This window comes from Campylobacter vulpis (assembly GCF_014217995.1).
In the GTDB taxonomy this organism is placed as follows: Bacteria; Campylobacterota; Campylobacteria; order Campylobacterales; family Campylobacteraceae; genus Campylobacter_D; species Campylobacter_D vulpis.
In genome coordinates, this window is the sequence record NZ_CP041617.1 from 696,271 (window position 1) to 715,815 (window position 19,545).

General features: G+C 33.9%; 24 protein-coding genes and 1 tRNA gene. 22 read left to right on the top strand and 3 right to left on the bottom strand.

Features of this window, described 5'->3' with window-relative positions:
* Window positions 1–26 precede the first annotated feature (26 nt).
* The 7 genes from rpsP to CVULP_RS03510 are packed head-to-tail and all read left to right on the top strand — an operon-like array spanning window position 27 to window position 3,815.
* Complete coding sequence (rpsP, locus tag CVULP_RS03480) at window positions 27–254, top strand: 30S ribosomal protein S16 (protein ID WP_004277416.1); 228 nt, start codon at window positions 27–29, stop codon at window positions 252–254.
* Window position 255: 1 nt separating this feature from the next.
* A complete protein-coding gene (locus CVULP_RS03485; protein ID WP_099462570.1) occupies window positions 256–498 on the top strand; it encodes a KH domain-containing protein in 243 nt (80 codons plus the stop codon).
* Entirely contained in the window at window positions 491–1,021 is a 531-nt protein-coding gene (gene rimM / locus CVULP_RS03490; RefSeq protein WP_099507053.1) for a ribosome maturation factor RimM, read from the top strand. The genes CVULP_RS03485 and rimM overlap by 8 nt, the downstream gene beginning before the upstream one ends.
* A complete protein-coding gene (gene trmD / locus CVULP_RS03495) occupies window positions 1,018–1,722 on the top strand; it encodes a tRNA (guanosine(37)-N1)-methyltransferase TrmD (protein ID WP_099507052.1) in 705 nt (234 codons plus the stop codon). Before rimM ends, trmD begins: the two co-directional genes overlap by 4 nt.
* Before the next feature lie 10 nt (window positions 1,723–1,732).
* Window positions 1,733–2,089, top strand: a complete 357-nt coding sequence (rplS, locus tag CVULP_RS03500) for a 50S ribosomal protein L19 (protein WP_099462576.1) — start codon at window positions 1,733–1,735, stop codon at window positions 2,087–2,089.
* A 53-nt stretch (window positions 2,090–2,142) separates the two neighbouring features.
* Entirely contained in the window at window positions 2,143–3,486 is a 1,344-nt protein-coding gene (locus tag CVULP_RS03505) for a class II 3-deoxy-7-phosphoheptulonate synthase (RefSeq protein ID WP_099507051.1), read from the top strand.
* A complete protein-coding gene (locus CVULP_RS03510; protein ID WP_099462580.1) occupies window positions 3,483–3,815 on the top strand; it encodes an ArsC/Spx/MgsR family protein in 333 nt (110 codons plus the stop codon). Before CVULP_RS03505 ends, CVULP_RS03510 begins: the two co-directional genes overlap by 4 nt.
* Window positions 3,816–3,900: 85 nt before the next feature.
* Here CVULP_RS03510 and CVULP_RS03515 read toward each other — a convergent pair.
* Window positions 3,901–3,975 (bottom strand) — tRNA-Asn (locus CVULP_RS03515).
* Window positions 3,976–4,248: 273 nt separating this feature from the next.
* Here CVULP_RS03515 and CVULP_RS03520 point away from each other — a divergent pair.
* Window positions 4,249–5,571, top strand: a complete 1,323-nt coding sequence (locus CVULP_RS03520) for an esterase-like activity of phytase family protein (RefSeq protein WP_099507050.1) — start codon at window positions 4,249–4,251, stop codon at window positions 5,569–5,571.
* A gap of 18 nt (window positions 5,572–5,589) precedes the next feature.
* On the top strand, window positions 5,590–6,633 hold the full coding sequence (gene glpQ, locus CVULP_RS03525; RefSeq protein ID WP_099507049.1) for a glycerophosphodiester phosphodiesterase: 1,044 nt from the start codon (window positions 5,590–5,592) through the stop codon (window positions 6,631–6,633).
* A gap of 327 nt (window positions 6,634–6,960) precedes the next feature.
* Here glpQ and CVULP_RS03530 read toward each other — a convergent pair whose 3' ends face one another.
* Window positions 6,961–7,305 carry a hydrogenase maturation nickel metallochaperone HypA/HybF gene (locus CVULP_RS03530; RefSeq protein WP_099507048.1) on the bottom strand — a complete coding sequence of 115 codons (345 nt, stop codon included), beginning with the start codon at window positions 7,303–7,305 and terminating at the stop codon, window positions 6,961–6,963.
* Window positions 7,305–8,279: a hydrogenase expression/formation protein HypE gene (gene hypE, locus CVULP_RS03535; RefSeq protein WP_099507047.1), complete on the bottom strand. Its 975-nt coding sequence runs from the start codon at window positions 8,277–8,279 to the stop codon at window positions 7,305–7,307. The genes CVULP_RS03530 and hypE overlap by 1 nt, the downstream gene beginning before the upstream one ends.
* Before the next feature lie 110 nt (window positions 8,280–8,389).
* On the opposite strand from hypE, the gene hypB reads away from it, so the two are divergent.
* From hypB to smpB, 13 genes are all read left to right on the top strand, one after another.
* Window positions 8,390–9,145, top strand: coding sequence for a hydrogenase nickel incorporation protein HypB (hypB, locus tag CVULP_RS03540; RefSeq protein ID WP_099462793.1), 756 nt, complete (start codon window positions 8,390–8,392; stop codon window positions 9,143–9,145).
* Window positions 9,145–9,426, top strand: coding sequence for a HypC/HybG/HupF family hydrogenase formation chaperone (locus tag CVULP_RS03545; protein WP_099507046.1), 282 nt, complete (start codon window positions 9,145–9,147; stop codon window positions 9,424–9,426). Before hypB ends, CVULP_RS03545 begins: the two co-directional genes overlap by 1 nt.
* Entirely contained in the window at window positions 9,410–10,498 is a 1,089-nt protein-coding gene (gene hypD / locus CVULP_RS03550) for a hydrogenase formation protein HypD (protein ID WP_099507045.1), read from the top strand. Before CVULP_RS03545 ends, hypD begins: the two co-directional genes overlap by 17 nt.
* A 30-nt stretch (window positions 10,499–10,528) precedes the next feature.
* Window positions 10,529–10,921, top strand: a complete 393-nt coding sequence (locus CVULP_RS03555) for a group III truncated hemoglobin (protein WP_099507088.1) — start codon at window positions 10,529–10,531, stop codon at window positions 10,919–10,921.
* A gap of 80 nt (window positions 10,922–11,001) precedes the next feature.
* Window positions 11,002–12,216, top strand: a complete 1,215-nt coding sequence (gene sstT / locus CVULP_RS03560) for a serine/threonine transporter SstT (protein ID WP_099461062.1) — start codon at window positions 11,002–11,004, stop codon at window positions 12,214–12,216.
* Between the two features lie 10 nt (window positions 12,217–12,226).
* Window positions 12,227–13,111 (top strand): aspartate carbamoyltransferase catalytic subunit, encoded by an 885-nt coding sequence (locus CVULP_RS03565; protein WP_099461061.1) that lies wholly within the window; start codon window positions 12,227–12,229, stop codon window positions 13,109–13,111.
* A gap of 1 nt (window position 13,112) precedes the next feature.
* Window positions 13,113–14,837, top strand: a complete 1,725-nt coding sequence (locus tag CVULP_RS03570) for a M3 family oligoendopeptidase (RefSeq protein ID WP_099507044.1) — start codon at window positions 13,113–13,115, stop codon at window positions 14,835–14,837.
* Window positions 14,831–15,262 (top strand): hypothetical protein, encoded by a 432-nt coding sequence (locus CVULP_RS03575; RefSeq protein WP_099461059.1) that lies wholly within the window; start codon window positions 14,831–14,833, stop codon window positions 15,260–15,262. The genes CVULP_RS03570 and CVULP_RS03575 overlap by 7 nt, the downstream gene beginning before the upstream one ends.
* Entirely contained in the window at window positions 15,259–17,292 is a 2,034-nt protein-coding gene (locus CVULP_RS03580) for an ATP-dependent helicase (RefSeq protein WP_099507043.1), read from the top strand. Before CVULP_RS03575 ends, CVULP_RS03580 begins: the two co-directional genes overlap by 4 nt.
* Window positions 17,289–18,107: a tRNA pseudouridine(55) synthase TruB gene (gene truB / locus CVULP_RS03585; protein ID WP_099507042.1), complete on the top strand. Its 819-nt coding sequence runs from the start codon at window positions 17,289–17,291 to the stop codon at window positions 18,105–18,107. Before CVULP_RS03580 ends, truB begins: the two co-directional genes overlap by 4 nt.
* Entirely contained in the window at window positions 18,101–18,328 is a 228-nt protein-coding gene (locus tag CVULP_RS03590) for a carbon storage regulator (protein WP_099461056.1), read from the top strand. The genes truB and CVULP_RS03590 overlap by 7 nt, the downstream gene beginning before the upstream one ends.
* A complete protein-coding gene (locus CVULP_RS03595; RefSeq protein WP_099507041.1) occupies window positions 18,325–19,086 on the top strand; it encodes a 4-(cytidine 5'-diphospho)-2-C-methyl-D-erythritol kinase in 762 nt (253 codons plus the stop codon). The genes CVULP_RS03590 and CVULP_RS03595 overlap by 4 nt, the downstream gene beginning before the upstream one ends.
* Complete coding sequence (gene smpB, locus CVULP_RS03600; RefSeq protein ID WP_099461054.1) at window positions 19,083–19,535, top strand: SsrA-binding protein SmpB; 453 nt, start codon at window positions 19,083–19,085, stop codon at window positions 19,533–19,535. The genes CVULP_RS03595 and smpB overlap by 4 nt, the downstream gene beginning before the upstream one ends.
* The last annotated feature ends 10 nt before the right edge of the window (window positions 19,536–19,545 follow it).

The following is a 19,545-nucleotide window of genomic DNA, read 5'->3' on the forward strand; positions in this document are numbered from 1 at the left end:
TGATTTTTAATTTTTAAGGAGACACAATGACAGTGATTAGACTTACAAGAATGGGAAGAACGAAAAGACCTTTTTATCGTATTGTCGTAACTGATAGTAGAAAACGCCGTGATGGCGGTTGGATAGAGAGCATAGGTTATTATAATCCTATGGTTGAACCTGAAGTAATTAAATTTGATGCAGAGCGTTTGGCTTACTGGAAGAGCGTGGGTGCTAAGCTTAGCGATAAGGTCGCTTCTATTACAAGTAAATAATATGGTTGAAGATTTTTTAAAAGAATATGCCAAACTTATTGCCGATTATCCCGAGAAAATCGATACGCAAAGAGTAAAAATAGAGGAAAATTTCTTTGAAATTTTTCTTTTTGCAGATAAAAGTGATACAGGTAAGCTTATAGGTAAAAATGGCAAAATGATTCATGCGATTAAGACGGTCATTTCAGCTTGTAAAAGTAAAGAAAATATCTCTTACCGCGTTACGGTAAAAGCCCTTGAGTGAATTTGTTTTAGTCGCTAAAATAGGTCGAAGTGTAGGCTTGAAGGGCTATTTAAAATTACATAATCTTAGCGATTTCCCCTCTCAGTTTCAAAAAAATCTTACTTTTTTTACCAAAGATAAAAGGGAACTTACCATTAAAGATTATGATAAAAATCGTCAAAGTGTTTTATTTTACGCTTATGAAAGTCTTGAAAAAGCTAAGGAACTTGTTAATTTGGAACTTTATCAAAGTATAGAAAAGACAAGAGAGCTTTGCAGATTAAAAAAAGACGAGTTTTTTTATTTTGATATTGTAGGCTGTGAAGTGAGAGATGAGCAAATAATTTTGGGGCAAGTTAAAGATATTTTACAAAGTGGCGGGGGATATTTGTTTGAAATTAAAAGCGATGAGAACTTGATAGCTCAAGGTCTTTCTAAGATTTTTTTTATCCCTTATATTGATAAATATATTTTGAAAATTAATGTGCAAAAAAAGCAAATTCTATGCTCAAATGAAGCTTTTTATATTTTAGAAAATTCATGAAAATTACTTTTGTTTCTTTATTTCCTCATTTGATAGAATTTTATTTTAAAGATTCTATCCTTGCTAAAGCACTGCATAAGGGCATTTTTAGTCTTGATTTCCAAAATCCTAGATCTTTTAGCAAAGATAAATATAAAAAGGTTGATGATTATAAAATTGGTGGTGGAGCAGGACTTTTGATGCAGATAGCTCCACTTTTTGAGTGTTTGGAACAAATTCGTCAAAAAGAGAAAAATCCCCATTTTATATTTCTTAGTCCAAGTGCAAAAAGTTTTCATCAAAAAGATGCTAAACGCCTTAGTCAAAAATCAAATTTGATTTTCGTTTGTGGTCGTTATGAGGGCATAGATGAGCGTGTAGTGGAAGAATTTGCTAACGAGCTTTTTAGTGTGGGGGATTTTATTTTGACTGGAGGAGAACTTCCTGCTCTTTGCCTTTGCGATGCGATTTTACGCAATGTTAATGGAGTGCTTGGAAATTCACAAAGTTTAGAAGAGGAAAGCTTTGAAAACCAGCTTTTAGAAGCACCCTCTTTTGCAAAACCTTTAATTTTTGAAAAAAACTTGAAGAAATTTTATGCTAATTCAGTGTTTTTAAAGGGTAATCACGCTAAAATTGCGGCTTTAAAAAATACTTTAGCGTCTTGCAAGACAAAATTTTTTCGTCCCGATTTATTTTTGGAGCATGAACGCAAAATTTAAGGAAATTATGATGAAAAACAAATATATAGAGCAATTTGAGGCTAAACAAATTGAAGGTAAAAATGTGCCAGATTTTCGTGCTGGAGACACTTTAAAACTTGCTATTCGCATTAAAGAGGGCGATAAGACTAGAATTCAAAATTTTGAAGGAATTTGCATTGCTAGAAGAGGAAATGGAGTGAGTGAAACTTTTATGGTGCGTAAAATCGGTGCAAATAATGTAGGTGTTGAAAGAATTTTCCCTATTTATAGTGAAAGTTTAGAAAGCATTAGTGTTTTAAGACGCGGTCGTGTACGTCGTGCAAGACTATTTTATCTTAGAGATAGACGTGGTAAGGCTGCTCGTATTAAAGAGCTTAAAAAATAATTTCTACAAAGAGCTATTTTATGGCTCTTTCATTTATCTAAAGTGAGTTTGCGATGCAATGGACGAGAGATTCTTGGAGAGCCTATCCCATTAAACAACATCCAGTTTATCCTTGTGAAAATACCCTAAAAGAAAATCTTGAGAGACTTGAAAAATTACCTCCACTTGTTTTTGCGGGGGAAGTTAGACAGCTTAAAAAATCTTTAGCTAAAGTTGCCAAAAAAGAAGCTTTTTTGCTTCAGGGTGGCGATTGTGCGGAGAGCTTTGAAAATTTCGGTGCAAATAATATACGCGATATGTTTAAAATTCTTCTTCAAATGGCGATTGTTTTGACCTTTGCTGGAGGTTGTCCTGTGGTGAAAATAGGGCGTATAGCAGGGCAGTTTGCTAAACCTAGAAGTGCAGATTATGAAGAGCTTAATGGTGTGAGTTTGCCGAGTTACCGTGGAGATATTATTAATGGTTTTGAGTTTAGTGAAAAAGCAAGGATTGCTGATCCTAAGCGTATGCTGGAAGCTTATTATCAAAGTGCGACGACACTTAACTTGTTAAGGGGTTTTGCTAAAGGCGGTTTGGCTGATTTGCGTGAGGTTCAACGCTGGAATTTGGGTTTTGTGAAAAAGAGTGAATTGCATAAACAATATGAAGATTTAAGTGAAAAAATTTCCAGCGCTTTAGCTTTTATGGAGGCTTGTGGAATTAATGCAAATAATACTCCAAATTTAAGAGAAGTTTCACTTTACACTTCACATGAGGCTTTACTTTTGCCTTATGAGGAAGCTTTAACGCGTGTGGATAGTTTAAGTGGCGATTTTTACGATTGTTCAGCACATATGCTTTGGATAGGCGAAAGAACCCGCGAGATTGATGGAGCTCATGTGCATTTTTTAAGCGGTGTGAAAAATCCTTTGGGTGTTAAAATTGGTCCAAGTGCCAAAGCTCAAGATATTATAAGACTTTCAAATAAACTTAACCCTAACAATGAAGAGGGTAGGCTTAATATTATTATTCGTATGGGAGCGGATAAAATTGCCTCAAATTTACCAAGTATTTTTAAAGATTTAAAAAAAGAAGGACTTAATTTAATTTACAGCATAGACCCTATGCATGGAAATACCGTTAAGGCTGGAGATTTTAAAACGCGTGAATTTGATAAAATTATGCAAGAAGTGCGATATTTCTTTGAGGTGGCTATTAGTGAGGGAGTGTATCCGGGTGGGGTGCATTTGGAGATGACTGGACAAGATGTTACCGAATGCACAGGTGGTGCGAGTAATGTAACAATGCAAAATTTACAAAATCGCTACGAAACCCAGTGCGACCCAAGACTTAATGCCGACCAAGCTTTGGAGCTTGCCTTTTTAATAGCAGATTTGCTTAAAAGGGCGCGAAAATGAAACTTTATGGGATTAAAAATTGCGGTAGCGTCAAAAAGGCTATGGAATTTTTAAAAGTTAAGGGTGTAGAATTTGAATTTTTAGATATTAAAAAAATCAATGAAAGCACTTTAAATTCGTGGCTTGAAAAAAGAAAGATTGAGGATTTTCCAAATCTTTCAGGTATGAGTGCGAGAAAATTAAATCTTAATAAAGAAAAAATGAAGGCTTTAGCCAAAGAAGAATTAAAGGCGATGATTTTAGAAACTCCAAGCCTCATAAAACGCCCAGTGATAGAATATAGAGGACAAATTTATATTGCTAAAGAATATGAAAATTTAATTTCTTAAGTAATTTTTGAAGTTAATATTGCTTAATCTTAGATAAGGCTTTGAAAATATCCTCTGTGTTTAGTAAGAGTGGGGATCTTAAAAGTGGCTCCGGATGTAGGATTCGAACCTACGACCAATCGGTTAACAGCCGACTACTCTACCGCTGAGCTAATCCGGAATAAATTAAAAATGTAATTCTAATAAAAAATGTAAAAAAAGTCAAGAAAATTTTGCAAAATAAAAGAAAATATAAAATTTTGTATTCTATTTTTCAAACGGGTCTTTTTCCCAATTAATTTTTAACTTGACAAATTTTACAAAGATTTTACGCGTTTAATATATTTTACATACAAGAGCAGTTTATAATCCTTAGTGCCAATTGCAAAATGTTGAAAAATATTTAAAATTTCAAACATTTTGACAAGAAGTTATATGATTAAAAAGGATAAAAATGAAAAAAATTGTAGGTTCTTTATGCTTGTGCAGTATTTTATTTGCGGCAAATGAATATGAGGCAAATTTGGCAGGACATATCGTTATCCCGGCAGAAAATTTCATCAATGCCCCTAAAGATGCGCCAGAATTTTTGCAAAGCACGGGGAAGTTTTTACGCACAATAAGAAATGAAAACTTAGGTGCATTTAATGCAAATTATACAGAAGAAGAAAGTTCTAATACCTTTAGAATCCCTTTTAAAAAACAAGCTTTGCAAGGGCATAGTGGAGTTAAATTTACAGGGGATAAAAGCTATTGGCTTTTAAGTGATAATGGCTTAGGCACTAAGAAAAATTCACCAGATTCTATGACCTTTATCCACAATTATGAATTTGATTTTCAAAAGGGTTCTTATAAACATCTTAAAACCATTTTCTTTAATGATAAAGATAAAAAATTTCCTTATCTTATCACCCTTGAAAGCACTAAAAGTAGGTATCTAACGGGAGCTGACATAGACCCTGAAAGTTTTCAAATTGTAGGTAAAAGTTTTTGGGTCGGTGATGAATTTGGTCCCTTTTTGCTAGAATTTGATGAAAAAGGAACCTTAAAGGAGCTTTTTGATGTTAGTCTAAATAGAAAACCTATTTTATCGCCTGATAATCCATCTTTACAGCTTTCAAACCCAGACATCTTAGAAAACAAGGCTAATATTAAACGCTCTAAAGGTTTTGAAGCAATGGCTAGTTCTAAGGATAAAACGAAGCTTTATCCTATGTTAGAATATGCAATATTTAAAGATGGTAAGTATGAAAATAAAGGTGGCAAAAACTATTTAAGGATTTTAGAATTTGACATTAAGGCTAGAAAATTTACAGATAAAAGCTACGCATATATACTAGAAAGTAATGCTCATTCTATTGGCGATTTTAATATGATTGATGAAGAGTATGGATTAATTATAGAACGCGATGATACGGAAGGCACTATGGATAAGGCTTGTAGGGGACAGGAAACAAAATCGTGCTTTAAAAATCCTGTCAAATTTAAAAGAATTTACAAAGTTAAACTTGATGATAAAAAGGGTGTGGCTGAGAAGATTGCCTATATTGATCTTATGAATATTAACGATACGAATAAAATTGCCAAAAAACCTTTGGTTAATGGCAAATTTGTCTTTCCTTTTTTTACCATTGAAGATGTGGATATTGTAGATGATAAACACATTGTTGTAGCAAATGACAATAATTTTCCTTTTTCATCAAGTAGAGAGCCTTATGTCCCAGATGATAATGAGATTATTTTGCTAGAAGTCGAGGAATTTTTAAAAATTAAATAATAAATTTGAGGAGTAAAAATGAAAAAACTTGCTTTTATCTTAATGTTTTTAGGATTTAATCTTTTTGCAAGTGATAAACTTATCATTGCACACAGAGGTGCTAGTGCATATTTGCCAGAACATACGCTTGAGAGTAAGGTTTTGGCATTTGCTCAAGGAGTGCCTTACATCGAACAAGATGTGGTTTTAAGTAAAGATAATCATTTGATTGTTATCCACGATTTGTATTTAGACAAAACAAGTGATGTAGCACAAAAATTTCCGGATAAAAAGCGTAAAGATGGGCATTATTATGTGATCGACTTTACTTTAGCTGAGCTTAAAAGTTTAAAAATGAGTGAGGGTTTTAAGGGAGAAAATGACAGCACAAATGCTTATCCTAACCGCTTCCCTGCTAAAAAGGCGGACTTTACTATCAATACTCTTGAAGAAGAGATTGAGCTCATTCAAGGACTTAACAAAATGCTTGGTAAAAATGTGGGAATTTATGTGGAGGTTAAGCGCCCTTGGTTTCATAAGCAAGAGGGCAAAGATATTTCTAAAATCACCTTGGAAGTGCTTAAAAAATATGGCTACACAAACAAGGATTCTAAGGTCTATTTTCAAAGTTTTGATTATCCTGATTTGGTGCGTGTGAAAAAGGAGTTATTGCCACAAATGGGTATGGATATTAAGCTCATCGCCCTTATAGGTTTAAATGAGTGGGAGGAGACTTTTGAGTATAAAAATGGCGTGTGGCAAAATTATGATTTTTCTTATCTTTTAGATGTTAAAAATTACGCTGAAATTTCAAAAATTGTCGATGGTTTAGGACCGACTTATATTTTACTCTTTGATGAAAATAAGCTTAAAAATAATGAAATTGTGCCAAATGATTTTGTTAAAAATGCTCATAAATATAATATGAAAGTGCATCCTTATACCATTAGAGCAGATGCACTTCCAAACTGGACTAAGTCTGTCGATGAGCTTTTTGAGGCTGTTTTGTTTAAGGCAGGAGCCGATGGAGTTTTTACAGATTTTCCTGATTTGGGTTTGGAATTTTTAAAGAAAGTAAGATAGGATGAGTTTTTCTCGCTCAATTCTTACAAGTTATATGTTCGATTGACAAATTAACTAGTTTGATGTTTTTCTGTATTCCTAATTTTTTTGTCATTCTTCTTAGATTTAGACAAGAATATAATGAGGGGGAGGGAGGGTGATTTTAAGATTTTTAAATGGGTTTTAATTAACAAAAAAAATGTAGAATAAGTATTTAATCATTTGACAAGTTGTTAAAATTTAAATCAAAATAAACAATAAATTTCGAAAACGATTTTAATTCTTTACAAATTAACTTAAAAATTTTTTTAAAAAATCTTTGTTTTTTACAAATGTTTCGCAGTTTATTTAATGTATCACAAGTCGCATTAAAATCATCTCGTCGCCGTCTAGGACTTTTAAATCCACATTTTGACACAAAGGACACTGAAATACATTTTCTTTCAAAATGCTCTTCTCCCCACAAGAAAGACATAAAATTTCAAGTTCAGCAATTTCTATAAAGAGTTTGGCATTTTGACAAAGTGTAGAATTTTCTTTAAAAGTTTCAAAACAACGCTCAAAAAGCGGGATTTCTACTCCGCTTAAACGCCCAATTTTGATATAAATTTCGCTAATTTCTTTAGCATTTTGCTCTCTGGCATTTTCCTCGCAAAGTGTGATTAAGGACTCAACTACGCTTAATTCGTGCATTAGCATATCCTAGGTAAAAGCTCACCCTTAGGGCTTTCTAAAAAGCGTTTTGCACCATAGCTATTTTGCAAAATCACCCTTGCTTTTTCGCTTGGTAAAATTTCACCTATAATGTTTGCTTTTTTGTTATATTTCTGTAAGATTTCTAAGGCTTTTTGCGCGTCTTTTTGCTCCATGCAAAGCACAAAAGTGCCCTCATTAGCAAGCTCATAAGGTTCATAGCCAAAAAGCTCACAAAGTCCTAAAACTTCGCTTTTAACAGCGATTTTTTCTTCATAAATCAAAATATCTTTCCCGCAAAAACTCGCCCACTCATTTAAAACGGCTGATAAACCGCCACGCGTAGCATCACGCATTGCCGCTATATTTAAATTCGCTTCCAAAAGCTCCAAAACCTCGTTTTTCACGCACTTACAATCACTCTTAATATCCGCCTCAAGTGCATTTCTTTTTATCAGCACGCTTGCACCGTGTCTGCCTATATCACCACTTATTAGCACACTTAGACCCCCTTTTAAATTCTTCGTTTGGCAGGGTTTTATGATATGCCCTAGGGCTGTTGTATTGATGTAAATTTCATCACCTTTTCCCTTTGGCACGACCTTAGTATCTCCACATACAAGCTTAACGCCTATATTATCGCATTCATTTTTAATGCTTTTTAAAATTTTTTCTAATTTTTCAAAAGCAAATCCCTCTTCTAAAATCAAAGCAAGACTTAAATATAAGGGCTTTGCACCGACCATTAAAATATCATTGATTGAACCGCACACGCAAAGTTTGCCTATATTGACCTCCTCATCTAAAAAAATGGGACTTAAAACAAAAGAATCTGTGCTTAAAGCCATATCTCCCAAAATTGCAGCGTCATTTGCTTCTCTTAGAATTTCATTGTCAAAAAGCTTAAAAACGCCTTTTAAAAATTCATTCATTTCCTCGCCACCGCCTCCGTGTGCTAATGTAACTTGTTTCATCATTTTACCTTTTAAATTTTATGCAATTTTAACATTAAATATAAAATATTGATGAGTGATTAATTAAAATAATTTAGAATTAGGATAAAAATTGTAGAAAAAGGAAAATTATGTGTAAAGACTGCGGCTGTTCGGTAACTCCACATACACACGACCATCACACTCACTCCCATCATCATTATCAAAATTATGAAAATCCCGAGCTTAAAGAGGAAAAAACCCTAGAAGTTTTAAGCAAAATTTTAAGCAAAAACGACCACGAAGCAGAGCATAATAGGGAGCATTTTAATGAAGCTGGGGTGCTTTGTATCAATTTAATGAGCTCACCAGGAAGTGGGAAAACTACGCTTTTAGAAAGCACTTTAAAAGCTTTAAAAGATGAGATGAAAATCAGCGTTATTGAGGGTGATTTAGAAAGTGAAAATGACGCTAAACGCATAAGAGAAGCTGGAGCAGAAGCGTTTCAAATCACCACGGGACAGAGCTGTCATTTAGATGCTTTTATGGTGCATGAAGCTTTACATCATTTAAGCTTAAAGGAGTGTGATTTACTTTTTATCGAAAATGTGGGGAATTTGGTCTGCCCTGCAAGTTATGATTTGGGACAGCATATAAATGTTGTGCTTTTAAGCGTTACGGAAGGTAGTGATAAGCCGCAAAAATATCCTGTGATGTTTAAAAAAGCGGATTTGGTCATTATTTCAAAAGCAGATTTGGCACATCATTTTGACTTTGACATCGAAGAGGCAAGTAAGGAATGCAAAAAGCTTAATCCTAAGGTGGATATTTTGATTTTAGATTCCAAAACTGGGAAAAATTTAGAACTTTGGTATCAGTATCTAAGACTTAAAAAGGAGCTTTTTTAATGTGTCTTTCTATCCCTTCAAAAATTTTAGAAATCGATGAGTTTAACAATGCTTTGGTGGATACTTTGGGCGTTAAAAGAAAGGTGAATTTGGACCTTATTAGTGAGCCTTTGAAACAGGGTGATTTTGTGCTAATCCATGTAGGCGTGGCGATGGAGAAAATAGACGAGGAAGCTGCACTTTTAAGCATTAAAACCTATCAAGAGATAGTGGATAAAATGCAAAACGGAGAGATAGAAACGCACGAGGGAGATATGGGGCTTAATGAATTATATCGATGAATTTAGAGATAAAAATACCCTCTTAGCACTCAATGCTTTAATTAGGAAAAATATTAAAGAACCTATTAATATAATGGAAATTTGCGGCGGACACACGCATAGCATTATGAAATATGCTTTATGCGACTTACTTCCTAAGGAAGTGAATTTCATACACGGACCGGGTTGTCCTGTGTGCGTAATGCCAAGAGAGCGTATCGATATAGCTTTAAAACTAGCACAACAAGAAGATGTGATATTTTGCACTTTGGGAGATTTATTAAGAATCCCCGGAAGTAAAGAATCTTTACTTGATTTACGTGCTAAGGGTGCCGATGTAAGAGCGCTTTATACTCCGCTTGAAATTTTACAAATTGCAAAAGAAAATCAAAATAAAAAAGTCATTTTTTTCGCCATAGGTTTTGAAACAACCACGCCGATGAGTGCTTTGCTTTTAGAAAAAGTCATTGAACAGGGCTTAGAAAATATTTCTATTTTTTCCAATCATATCACCGTCCCAGCTCCGATACAAGCGATAATGAGTGATGAAAATGTCAAAATTGACGCTTTTTTAGGTCCTTCTCATGTGAGTGTTATAACGGGCTATCAAATTTATGAGTCTTTAGTTAAAAATTTTCACACACCCATAGCTGTGAGTGGTTTTGAACCTGTGGATATTATGGAAAGTGTGCTAAATATTATCTTACAAAAAAATGCTCAAAAAGCCGAAATTTACAATCAATACTCAAGAGTTGTGAGCCGCAATGGCAATGTCAAGGCACAAAATTTAGTGGAGAAATATTTTAAGCCTTGCGATTTTGAATTTAGAGGCTTAGGACTTATCAAAAATGGCGGTTTAGAGCTTAGAGAGGAATTTGCAAATTATGACGCAAGTAAGCTTTATGATTGCGAGGTTAAGAGTAGAGGCGAAAATAAAGCTTGCATTTGCGGTCAAATTTTAAGAGGTTTGGCAAAGCCTTATGAATGTAAGGTTTTTGGCAAGGCTTGCACACCGAAAAATCCCATAGGTAGCTGTATGGTTTCAGGTGAGGGTGCTTGTGCGGCGTATTATAAATATGCTAAGGGGCGTTAATTTAAAGGAGAAATAAAAATGAAATTTAAAATGAAATTTGAAAGCATCGATTCTAATTCTATCCGTAGTCTTATGGATATTTTTTATGCGAAAGTAAGAGTTGATAAGAACGGACTTGGGGAGATTTTTAATGCTAAAATCGGCACAGATGATACAAGCTGGAGCAATCATAAGGAAAAAATTGCGAATTTTTGGGAGGGTTTATTACTAGGAAGTGGGAATTTTAAAGGAAATCCTATGCGAACGCATATTGATTTAGCACCTTTTCCTAGAGAGCTTTTTTCTGTATGGCTTAAGCTTTTTAAAGAAAGTTTAGAATGTGTTTATAAAGAGCCAGAGCATCAAAGACTGATTTTTCAAAGAGCTGAAATGATAGCACAGAGATTTCAATATGTGTTGTATGAAAGCGATTATGTCAGTTAAAAATTTAAGAGCTTGATTTTGTAAGTTTTAATTCTAATAAGTGCTTTTGTGCTATAATTTTTATTTTTAAAGGAAGGTAAATGTTTGCCAAACTTATACAAGGGTATTCTAAAGGAAATTTAATCTTACAAATTTGTATCGGCATAGTGCTTGGAATTTTTGTGGGTTTGCTATCTAAAGATATGGCGGTGGTGGCAAATTTTTTGGGAGTTTTATTTACAAATGCACTTAAGGCTATTGCTCCCATTCTTGTGTTTATTCTCATTTTAACTTCCATTTGCACAAAAAATTTTACACAAAAAAGCACAAAAATGAAAAATATTGTTTTTTTATACATTGTGGGAACATTTTTGGCTTCTGCTTGTGCTGTTGGGATAAGCTTTTTAATGCCAACGGAGCTTGTTTTGGAGGGAGTAGAGAAAGCCTCACAAAGCTCCCCTGCTTTTATCAGTGAAATTTTTAAAGATTTGATTTTAAAAATCGTGGATAATCCCATAAATGCTCTTTCAGGTGGGAATTATTTGGGAATTTTAGCTTGGGCTATCGCTGGAGGGGTAGCGCTTAGACACTGCTCAAAAGAGGCAAAGCAAGTTTTTGTGGATATTAATGAAGGTGTGTTAAAAATCGTTCAGTTTATTGTCAAGTTAGCTCCTTTTGGAATTTTTGGCTTGGTGGCAAATTCCGTTGCTAACACGGGTGCGGCGGGACTTATTAGCTATGCGAAACTTTTGCTCGTTTTGGTTTTAACGATGCTTTTTGTAGCTTTTATCATCAACGCTTTTATCGTTTTTCTCTACACGCGTAAAAACCCATTTCCACTTATTTTTATCTGCATTAAAGAAAGTGCATTTTTTGCTTTTTTTACACGCAGTTCAGCGGCAAATATCCCTGTAAATATGGCACTTTGTGCTAAACTTGGCATTGATAAGGAGCTTTATAGCATTTCTATCCCACTTGGAGCAACCATTAATATGGGCGGTGCGGCAGTTACCATAGCTGTCTTAAGCCTTGCTGCCGCTTATACTGTGGGCATTGAGGTTAGTTTTTTTCAAGCATTTTTACTTAGCATTATTGCAACTTTTGCGGCGTGTGGGGCGAGTGGGGTGGCTGGCGGTTCACTGCTTTTAATTCCTCTTGCTTGCTCTTTGTTTAATATCAATTACGATGTGGCGATGAAGGTTGTGGCAATAGGTTTTATTATAGGCGTGATTCAAGATAGTGTAGAAACAGCACTTAATAGCTCTACCGATGTGCTTTTTACGGCGATTTGCTCAAATGATGATTTACGTTTGTAGGTAAGAAACGATGAAGCATTTGATTACGACTAGGGATTTTGACAAAGATGAGATTGAGGCGCTTTTTGAAGATACGCGTGAATTTTTAGATGAAAAACCTAGAATTTTACTTGAAGGAAAAAGTGTAACGACTATATTTTTTGAAAATTCCACTAGAACACTTTCAAGCTTTGAAAGTGCGGCTAGAAGGCTTGGTGCTAGGGTTTTAAGGCTTGATGTCTCAAGGTCAAGCTCGAGTAAGGGTGAAACGCTTTACGATACAGCGGCAAATTTAGACGCTATGGGACCTCACGCCATTATAGTAAGACATCAGCATTCAGGTGTGCCTTATCTTTTAGCAAAACACTTGCATTGCCCCGTTTTAAACGCAGGAGATGGTAAGCACGCTCATCCTAGTCAGGCTTTACTTGATTTATTTACCATTAAAGAGCATTTTAAGGGTGATATTGTGGGGCGAAAAATTCTTATTGTAGGCGATGTAAAAAATTCGCGTGTTGCAACTTCAAATATCGAGCTTTTAGGGCGTTTTGGGCTTGACATTACCCTAGTTGCACCACCACATTTTATGCCTCAAACTTCACTTAAAAGCTCTTATGAGTTAAGTGAAGAGTTAATTGAAAAAGCGGACATTATTATGAGTTTAAGGACACAAACGGAAAGACATCAAAAGGCAATTTATGCTTCTTTGAAAGATTATGCGAATGATTTTTGTATAAGGGCAAATGTATTGACTAAAAATCCCAAGCTTATTATTTTACACCCTGGACCTGTGCATAGAAATATTGATTTAAGCGATGAGGTGATGGCAAGTTCTCAAAGTCTTGTTTTAAGACAGGTTAAAAATGGCGTGGCGATAAGAATGGCGATTTTAAAAAAGCTGATTTTGGAGAAATGAGATGTTGGAATGGAATTTAAGTGCTTTATTTAAAAGCGAAGAAAAACTTGAAAGTTTTACTTGTGAAAGTGTAAGGCAAGCAGAGGAATTTAGGCAAAAATATGAAAAAAAAATAGCCCACTTAAATAAGGAAGAATTTTTAATTAGCTTAAAAAACTATGAAAATTTAAATGAAAATGTCGCAAAAATAATGACTTACGCTTATTTATGCTTTGCTAAAAATACTTCAAATGGCGATTTTTACGCAAGATACGAGGAAAAATGTAAAAAAATAGAAGAAAATTTACTTTTTTTTGAATTAGAATTTTGTGAGTTGGAAACTTTAAAAAGCAGTGAATTTGTGGAGTTTTGTGAGAGTTATGCCTTTTATTTAAATCGTCTTTTGAAAAATAAGAAATTTAATCTCAGTCAAAAGGAAGAGCGCGTTTTGCTTTATCTCTCAAATACTGGTGCAAGTGCATTTTCTAGGCTTTTTGATGAAAGTATGAGTGCTTTAAGAATTAATTTTGAGGGTAAAAAGCTAAGTGAGGAAGAAATTTTAAGTAAGCTTTATCATAATGACCGCAGGGTGCGAAAAAAGGCGGCAAAAAATTTCACTAAGGCTTTAAAGCAAAATGCTTCTTTATTAAGCTTTATTTTAAATATGATCAAAACAGAACTTAAAAATATTTGCCATTTAAGAGGCTATGAAAATGCTGAAATGCCAAGACATTTAAGCAACCAAATTTCACAAAAAAGCGTTGATGCACTAATTTTAAGTGCGGAGAAAAGCTATCATTTGGTGGAAGATTTTTATTTGATTAAAAAGCAAATTTTAGGTTTTAAAAAATTAAAAGATTATGATAGATATGCGCCTTTAGGCAAAGAAGCAAATTTCAGCTTTGAAAAGAGCAAGGAGATAATTTTAAAAGCATTTAGGAACTTTTCGCCCGAATTTGAAAGCATCGCAAAAGAGGCTTTTGAAAATGGTTGGATCGATGTGTATCCTAAAGAAAATAAGCAAGGAGGTGCTTTTTCACACTCTGCGACCTCCGCAGCACACCCCTTTGTGCTATTAAATTACACCAATCAACGCCGCGACCTTTTTACTTTAGCACACGAATTAGGACATAGTATTCATCAAAAACTTTCTTATAAGGTAAGCTTTTTAAATCAAAACACGCCTTTAACCACAGCCGAAACGGCGTCTGTGTTTGCGGAAATGCTTGTGTTTGACTATGTAAAAGATAAGCTGAAAAATGAGGAATTAATCGCCCTTTACGCAGCTAAGATTGAGGATATTTTCGCAACGCTTTATAGACAAATTAGCTTTACTTGCTTTGAAAGACGTGTTCATAAAGAGGAAAATGAGTTAAAAAAAGAGCAAATTGATGCGATTTGGATGGAAGAGTCGGCTAAAATGTTTGGTAAAAGCGTGAAACTCACTAAAAATTACGCTTCTTGGTGGAGCTATATTCCGCATTTTGTCCACTCTCCTTTTTATTGTTATGCTTATTCTTACGCCCAGCTTTTGGTTTTGGCACTTTATGGGCTTTATAAGAGTGGAAAATGTGAGAATTTTAAAGAGCTTTACATTGAAATGCTTTCTCGTGGTGGAAGTGTTAGCCCTAAAGAGTTAATAGGCGTTTTTGGTTTTGATGTGGAAGATGAGAATTTTTGGCAATTTGGTATTTGTGAGATTGAAAAATTATTAAAGGAATTTAAAATAAAGGCTTTAAAATGCTAGAGGCAATTTTAAAAAAACAAAAATTTGTTACTTTAATGAGAGAGCATTGTTTTGAGGTGCTTCAATTTTTGCAGGAAGAAAAGATAGAATTTTCCATAGTTGCAAATATGCAATTTGTCAAATTTGATCCTGAATTACCCAAAGAATTAAGCCTTAAAAATAATCCTTTTGTAATGTTTGCTTTGGCTGGTTATACCTTTGAATCAATGGAGCTAAATAAGGAACGTTTATATTTTCACGCGGGTTTTGGAGCTGATGACTTTGCAACTTATGTAAGTGTGGATTTGGGAGCCATTACGCAAATTCAAATTGAAAATACCATTATTTTTGTCAATTTTAGCATTTATAAGGGTAGAACAGACGAAGAAAATGTTAAAAATTCCAAAAATATCTTTTTGAAAAACAATAAAGACTTATTTCAATGAAAATTTTAAAAAGCCTTAATGAAAGTCAAAAGGAGGCAGTGAGACATATAGATGGGGCTATGCTTATTTTAGCGGGTGCGGGAAGTGGTAAAACTAAGACTATCACAACGCGTCTTGCTTATCTTATCGATGAGGTTGGAATTCCAGCACAAAGCACCCTAACGCTTACTTTTACTAATAAGGCTGCTATGGTGATGAAAACTAGGGCTTTGGAGCTGATTAGAGCTAAGGAGGCTATGCCTTTACTTTGCACCTTTCATAAATTTGGATTGATGTTTTTAAGACTTCACATTGCAAGGCTTGGGAGAAAAAATGATTTTGTAGTCATTGATAGTGATGATGTTAAAAAAATTCTTAAAGAAATTATAGGGGCGGAAAAGGATAGTATAAGTTTTATTATGAGTGAAATTTCACGTTTTAAAAATATGGCTTTTGGCGTAGAAGATGTTTTTGAAGAGGCAAAAAAGCTGAAAAAAGAAGGGCAAGAATATGAGAAAGCTTTTAAGCTTGCGACTTATTATAAAAATTATCAAGCTTATCTTTTAAAATATAATTTTGTCGATTTTGACGATTTGCTTTTGCTAACTTGCTTTTTGCTTGAAGATGAGGAATTTGCAAAAAAACAGAGTTTGATTTATCGCTACATTATGGTTGATGAGTATCAAGATACGAATTTTTTACAGCATCAAATTCTAAAAAGTCTTTGTAAAAGCCACGAAAATCTTTGCGTTGTGGGTGATGATGATCAAAGTATTTATAGCTGGAGGGGTGCTAAGGTCGAAAATATCCTTAATTTTCAAAATGAATTTGAAAATGTTAAATTGGTAAAATTGGAGCAAAATTACCGCTCTGTCGGGACAATTTTAAAAGCGGCAAATGAACTTATCACACACAATCAAAAAAGATTAGGTAAGACTTTAATTTGCACTAAAGATGAGGGAGAGGAGATTGAAATTTGTGCTTGTGAAGATGAAAGAGATGAAAGCATTATGGTCGCAAAGAAAATTAAGTCTCTCTTAAAGCAGGGTGTAAAAACAGACGAAATTGCCGTTTTATTTCGCGTTAATGCTCTTTCTCGTGCTTTGGAGGAAGCATTAATGAAAGAGCAAATTCCTTATCTTTTATTAAGCGGAATGCGTTTTTATGAAAGAGCGGAGATTAAGGATTTAATCGCTTATCTTAGACTGGTTAATAATTTAGAGGACGATTTTTCTTTTAAACGCATTATCAATAAGCCTAAGCGAGGCTTTGGAGAGGTGGCATTTCAAAAACTAGAAAAGCACGCAAAAACGCATCAAATTTCACTTTTTGAAGCCTTGTGTAATTTGGAGGGAAGTGGTGCTTTTAGTCAAAAATTGCAAAATGAATTGTGTGATTTTGTAGAAAATATTAAAAGCTTGAGAGAGCTTTCAAATTTAAAAGATTTAATTGATGGACTTGATGAAAAATTTAAATTCAAAGAATACTATGAAAATCAAAATGATAGTGAGGATAAAATAGCAAATATTAATGAATTTTGTGCAAGTTTAAAAGATAGAATCAATAATGAAAATATTGAAGATTTAGAAACAATTTTAAGCGAAATTTCGCTTTTAAGTGAGCAAGATCAAACAGCCAAGGGTGTATGTATAATGAGTGTGCATACAAGCAAGGGCTTGGAATTTGACTATGTTTTTGTTATAGGTTTAGAAATGGGCTTTTTTCCTGTGAGCTATGATAATATAGAAGAGGAGAGGCGTTTGGCTTATGTAGCTTTCACTAGAGCAAAAAAACGATTGTGTTTGAGTTATGTCAATTCGCGTTTTCATCAAGGAAGTAGGGCTTATTTGCAAAAAAGCTGTTTTTTGGAGGAAAGTGGGGTGCTTAATGAAGAAATTGAGAGAGAAGAGAGGTTTAAAAAGGGCGATTTGGTGCGACATAAAATTTTTGGAGTAGGGAGAATTGTGAAAATTAATGAGGACAAATTAAGCATTAATTTTGGTGGTATTGAAAGGGTCATTCTTAATTCTTATGTCGAAAGAGCGGTATGAATAGACTTTTTGTCGCCTATAAACCTCCACAAATCAGCTCCAATGCTTTTTTAAGTCAAATCAAAAGAAAATATAAAGTTAAAAAAGCAGGATATTCAGGCACGCTAGATCCTTTTGCAAAGGGTGTTTTAATCGTAGCCTTTCATCAATACACTAAGCTTTTCCGCTTTTTAGATAAAAGTCCAAAAAGCTACCGTGCTACAATCTGGTTAGGTGTTAAATCTTTAAGTTTTGATACGCAAAATATTAAAGAAGTCCGTCTTTTAAAGCCCTTTGATTATAAGCAAATTCAAAAGGTTTGTGAGGAGCTTTTAGGGGAAATTTCTTTTTATCCACCGCAATTTAGCGCCAAAAGAATAGAGGGTAAAAGAGCTTATGAATTTGCAAAAAGAGGTGAAATAGCCCCACTTAAAAAATGTAAAATGCAAGTTTTTTCTTATGAAATCTTGCACTACACTCACCCCTTTTTAAGCGTGGAATTAAAATTAAGCGAAGGAGCTTATGTGAGGTCTTGGTGCGAGCTTTTAGCACAAAAGCTTGAAATCAATGCGACTTTAAGTTCTTTGGAGCGTTTGAGTGAGGGAAAATTTTTTTATAATGATGAAAAAAGTTTAAATGTGTTAGAATATTTAAATCTTAAAAAAAATTCTCTCAGAGATCTAAGTAAGCTTGAAAATGGCACGAAAATTGCTTTAGAGGAACTTGAAATTAGGGAAGATGGGGAATATTTTTTGGAAAATGAAAAAAATTTTTCCATTATAAAAATAGAAAATAAAAAAGTAGAATATATTTTAAATAAGGTTGAGAAATGTTAATTTTATCAAGAAAAGAAGGGCAAAGCTTACAAATAGGCGAAGATATAGAAATCAAAATCGTTCAAACGGGTAAAGGCTACGCTAAAATAGGTATTGAAGCACCTAGGTCTTTATTGATTTTAAGAAAAGAATTAATTATGCAAATCAAAGATGAAAATTTACATTCTGTCGCTCAAAGTGAAATTAAACTCGATGATTTAAGCAAAAAGCTTAAGCAATGAAAGCATACGCAAAGGTAAATATTTTTTTAAAAATTATAGGACTTGATGAGAGGGGTTATCATCTTTTAAGTTCGCGTTTTGTGCTTTTAGATACGCTTTATGATGAACTTTTTTTAAGCAATGAAAAGCAAAAAGAAGGCTTTGAGCTTATTAGCGACTTTAAATGTGAAAATAATATCATCGATAAAGCTTATCGTTTGCTTTGCGAGGAGGGCTTTGAAAATGAGCTTAAAGAATTTTTTAATAAAAAAAGTTTAAAACTAATTAAAAATATTCCAACTTGTGCGGGACTTGGGGGCGGAAGTAGTGATGCTGCGGCGTTTTTAAGGCTGATAAATGAGGAGTTGAATCTTAAAATTTCTAAAGAAAAAATGCTTCGCTTAAGCGTTAAATTAGGTTCAGATCTTGCTTTTTTTCTCAGTGGTGTAAAGAGTGCAAATGTGAAGGGCTGCGGTGAAGTAATTGAAGAATTTGATGATGAATTAGTCCCGTTTGAACTTCACTTTCCAAACATCGCTTGTGAAACAGCTAAGGTTTATGAGGAATTTGATAAAAAAGTATTTGATTTTAGTAAGGCTTTAAAAGACGCACAAATTTATGAAAAACTAAACACAAAAGAACTTTTAGAGTATGAAAATTTAGCTCTTAATGACCTTTTTAAACCTTGCATAAGGCTTTATCCTAAAATGAGTGAATTTTTAGAAACAGGCTACTTTTTAAGCGGAAGTGGAAGTAGTGTTTTTAAGGCTAAAATATGAAAATTATCGCTAGAAACAAAAAGGCTTTATTTGATTATCATATTATAGAGCGTTTTGAGGCTGGTATTGTGCTAAAGGGTAGTGAGGTGGTGGCTTTAAGAGCTGGTAGGGCGAATTTGAAAGATTCTTTTGTGCGTATTATTAGAGGGGAGCTTTTTTTACTCAATGCCCACATTTCTTTACTTAGCACAACTCATAGCTTTTATAAACACGAGGAAAGAGGTTCTAGAAAGCTTTTGATGCATCGAAAACAAATTGATAAATTGCTAGGAAAGGTGAGTGTGGAGGGTTATACTTTAGTGGCTTTGGATTTGTATTTTAATGCTAAAAATAAAGCAAAATTAACCCTAGCTTTAGCAAAGGGAAAAACCCTACATGATAAAAGAGAGGTTTTAAAGAAAAAGCAAGCCGATTTGGAGGCTAAAATAGCGATGAAAAATTACAAGTGAGAAAGCTTAT